General features: G+C 60.2%; 1 protein-coding gene. It reads right to left on the bottom strand.

Annotated elements, in window-relative coordinates; all coding sequences use genetic code 11:
- Window positions 1-2,633 (bottom strand): non-ribosomal peptide synthetase (locus F1379_RS29405; protein ID WP_239004864.1); only part of this gene is annotated, 2,633 nt, incomplete at its 3' end.
- Window positions 2,634-2,660 lie beyond the last annotated feature (27 nt).

The following is a 2,660-nucleotide window of genomic DNA, read 5'->3' on the forward strand; positions in this document are numbered from 1 at the left end:
TGTATCTGTTGTCTCGGCTCGCCGTCGATCCACGTGAACGACGTGCGCAGCGATTCGTGACGGGCAATGACCGTGCGGATCGCTTGCTCCAGCCGTTCCGCCTCCACCTTCCCTGCCAGTTCCACCACGCCCGGCATGTTGTAGCGCGTGCTCTCCGGCTCCACCTCATGCAGCACGTACAGCCGCCGCTGCGACGAAGACAGCGGATACCTTGCCCGTGGTGCTGCCGGTTCGATCGCGCTGTATGCCATCTTGGACATCCCCTCGATCTTCTGCGCCTGCTCTTTAATCGTCGGCAGGAGGAATACATCCTGCAGCGTCAGCTCTGCGTTCAACGTCTTCTGGATTCTGGTCAACAGCGCGGTTGCCCGCAAGGAGTGTCCTCCGATTGCAAAGAAGTCGTCGCTCATGCCAATGTTCTTTACGCCAAGCACGTCCTGCCAAATTCTGAGCAGCTTCCGCTGCGTCCCGCTACTCGCTGCCTCAACCCGTTCTTCCGAATCCGATCTTGCCTCCGGCTCCGGCAACGCCTTGCGGTCCAGCTTCCCGTTAGGCGTCAGCGGCAAACGCTCCATCCGGATCAGATACCCCGGTATCATATAGGACGGCAGCACCCGGACGAGGTGCTCCCGGATGTCCGCCAATGCCGTCTCCTCCTGCAGCACCACGTACGCACACAAGTATCTCCCGCCGGCGGCATCCTCCCGGTCGGTCACCACCGCTTCGCGGACCGCCTCATGCTTCAGCAGCTGGCTCTCGATTTCGCCCAGCTCCACACGGTAGCCCCGGATCTTCACCTGATGATCCCGGCGCCCCAGGAACTCCATGTTCCCGTCCGGCAGCATGCGCCCCATGTCCCCTGTCCGGTACATCCGCCCCTGCGGTACGAACGGATTCGCCATAAACGAGGCGCTGGTCTTCGACGGATCATTCAAATATCCTCTGGCTACGCCCACACCTCCGATATACAGCTCCCCGGCCACCCCGTACGGCACCGGGTGCCGCTCGGCGTCCAGAATATAGAAGGTGTTGTTACCCAGCGGCCTGCCGTACGGAATGCTCGTTTGATCCGCTGCCACTTCCCGGATCGGATAGTAGTTCGACCATACGGTCGCTTCCGTCGCACCCCCAAGTCCGATCACTTGCACGTTCGGGAAGGCTGCCCTTGCTCGCTCCGCCAAATCGACCGGAATCCAGTCCCCGCTCACCAGCGCCAGCCGCAGTTCCTTCTGACTGGCCGCCTCCTCCTGTTCCGCCAGGCCATGCAGCAGATGGTTCAGCGTCGTCGGCACCGAATCCCAAATCGTAATGGCTTCCTGTTTCAGCAGCTGCTGCAGCTGCTTGGGCTCCTGCACCTGCTCCCGGCTTCCGATCACAATCCGGGCCCCGGCCGCCAGCGGTCCGAAGATGTCGTACACCGACAAGTCGAAGCACATCGACGTGATGAACAGCAGCCGGTCTTCCTCATGAACCCCAAATTCCTGATTGACCCAGCTGACCAGGTTCACGGCCGAATGATGCTCGATCATGACACCCTTCGGTTCCCCGGTGGAGCCGGATGTATATATAATGTACGCCAGCTCGTGCGAATCCTTGGCCAGGTGCAGCGCCTCCGCGGAATGCGCCAGCAGCGAAGGGTCCCGGCTGTCGATGATTTGTGCGGGCACTTCTGCATACGCCTGATCGGCGACCACGGCGCGTATTCCCGCGTGCCCGATCATATGCGAAATCCGGCTTGGCGGGTAGTCCGGGTCCACCGGTACATACGCCGCGCCGGCTTTCAGAATCGCCAGCATGCCAACGATCATCTCGAAGTTCCGCCCGGTCATCAGCCCGACATGGTCATTGACGTTCACTCCCTGGGCCTGCAGCCGCCGCGCCAGCCGGTTCGACCGCTTCTCCAGCTCCCGGTAGGTCAATGCCTGGCCGTTCCAGCTTACCGCCGGCCGTTCAGGCGTCCTCGCCGCTTGTTCCTCGAACAGCTGATGCAGTGTCTTCTCGGCGGCGTACGGCTGTTCCGTCCCATTCCATTCGTACACGATAGCTTGCCGCTCCGCAGCCGTCATCAGCTGCTCCATCGACAGGATGTCCGTCTCCTCGTCACATAGCGCCTCAAGGATTCGTTCGTACCAAGCGGACGCCGTTTCGATCTCCCGGTCTTCAAAATAAGCCGGCGCGTATTTGATCTGCATGCTCAGACTGCTCAAGTATTGCGATACTTCCAGATCAAACCACGTATTCGTCATCTCATTGGCTTCCAGGTTCAGTGCCGCCGTCTCCGGTACGAACTCTCGCTCCGGCTGTTTCTCTTCAAGCACATGAAAATTCGTGTAATTAAACAGCGTATCGAAGATCGGATTGACCGACGGGCTTGACACTTCACCGATGGCATGGGCAATATCGACCAGAAACAGCTCATGCGCCTTCATTTGCCCAAGCTGCCGCCTGGTACGGTTCACCAGCTCCGACTTGGACACTTCGCGCGCTACACCCATGCGGATGGGCGACGTATTGAGAAAGCAGCCCAATATTTTGTCCGCATCCTCCAGCGGCGGCCGGTCGTGGCTGACCACGCCTGTAACAATCTCTTCCTCCGTCGTCAGGATGCCCAGCAAATATACATGCGCGCTCAAGCACAGCTCCTTGACCGTGCAGCCGTA

This window comes from Paenibacillus tepidiphilus, assembly GCF_008635795.1.
Taxonomy (GTDB): Bacteria; Bacillota; Bacilli; order Paenibacillales; family Paenibacillaceae; genus Paenibacillus_AQ; species Paenibacillus_AQ tepidiphilus.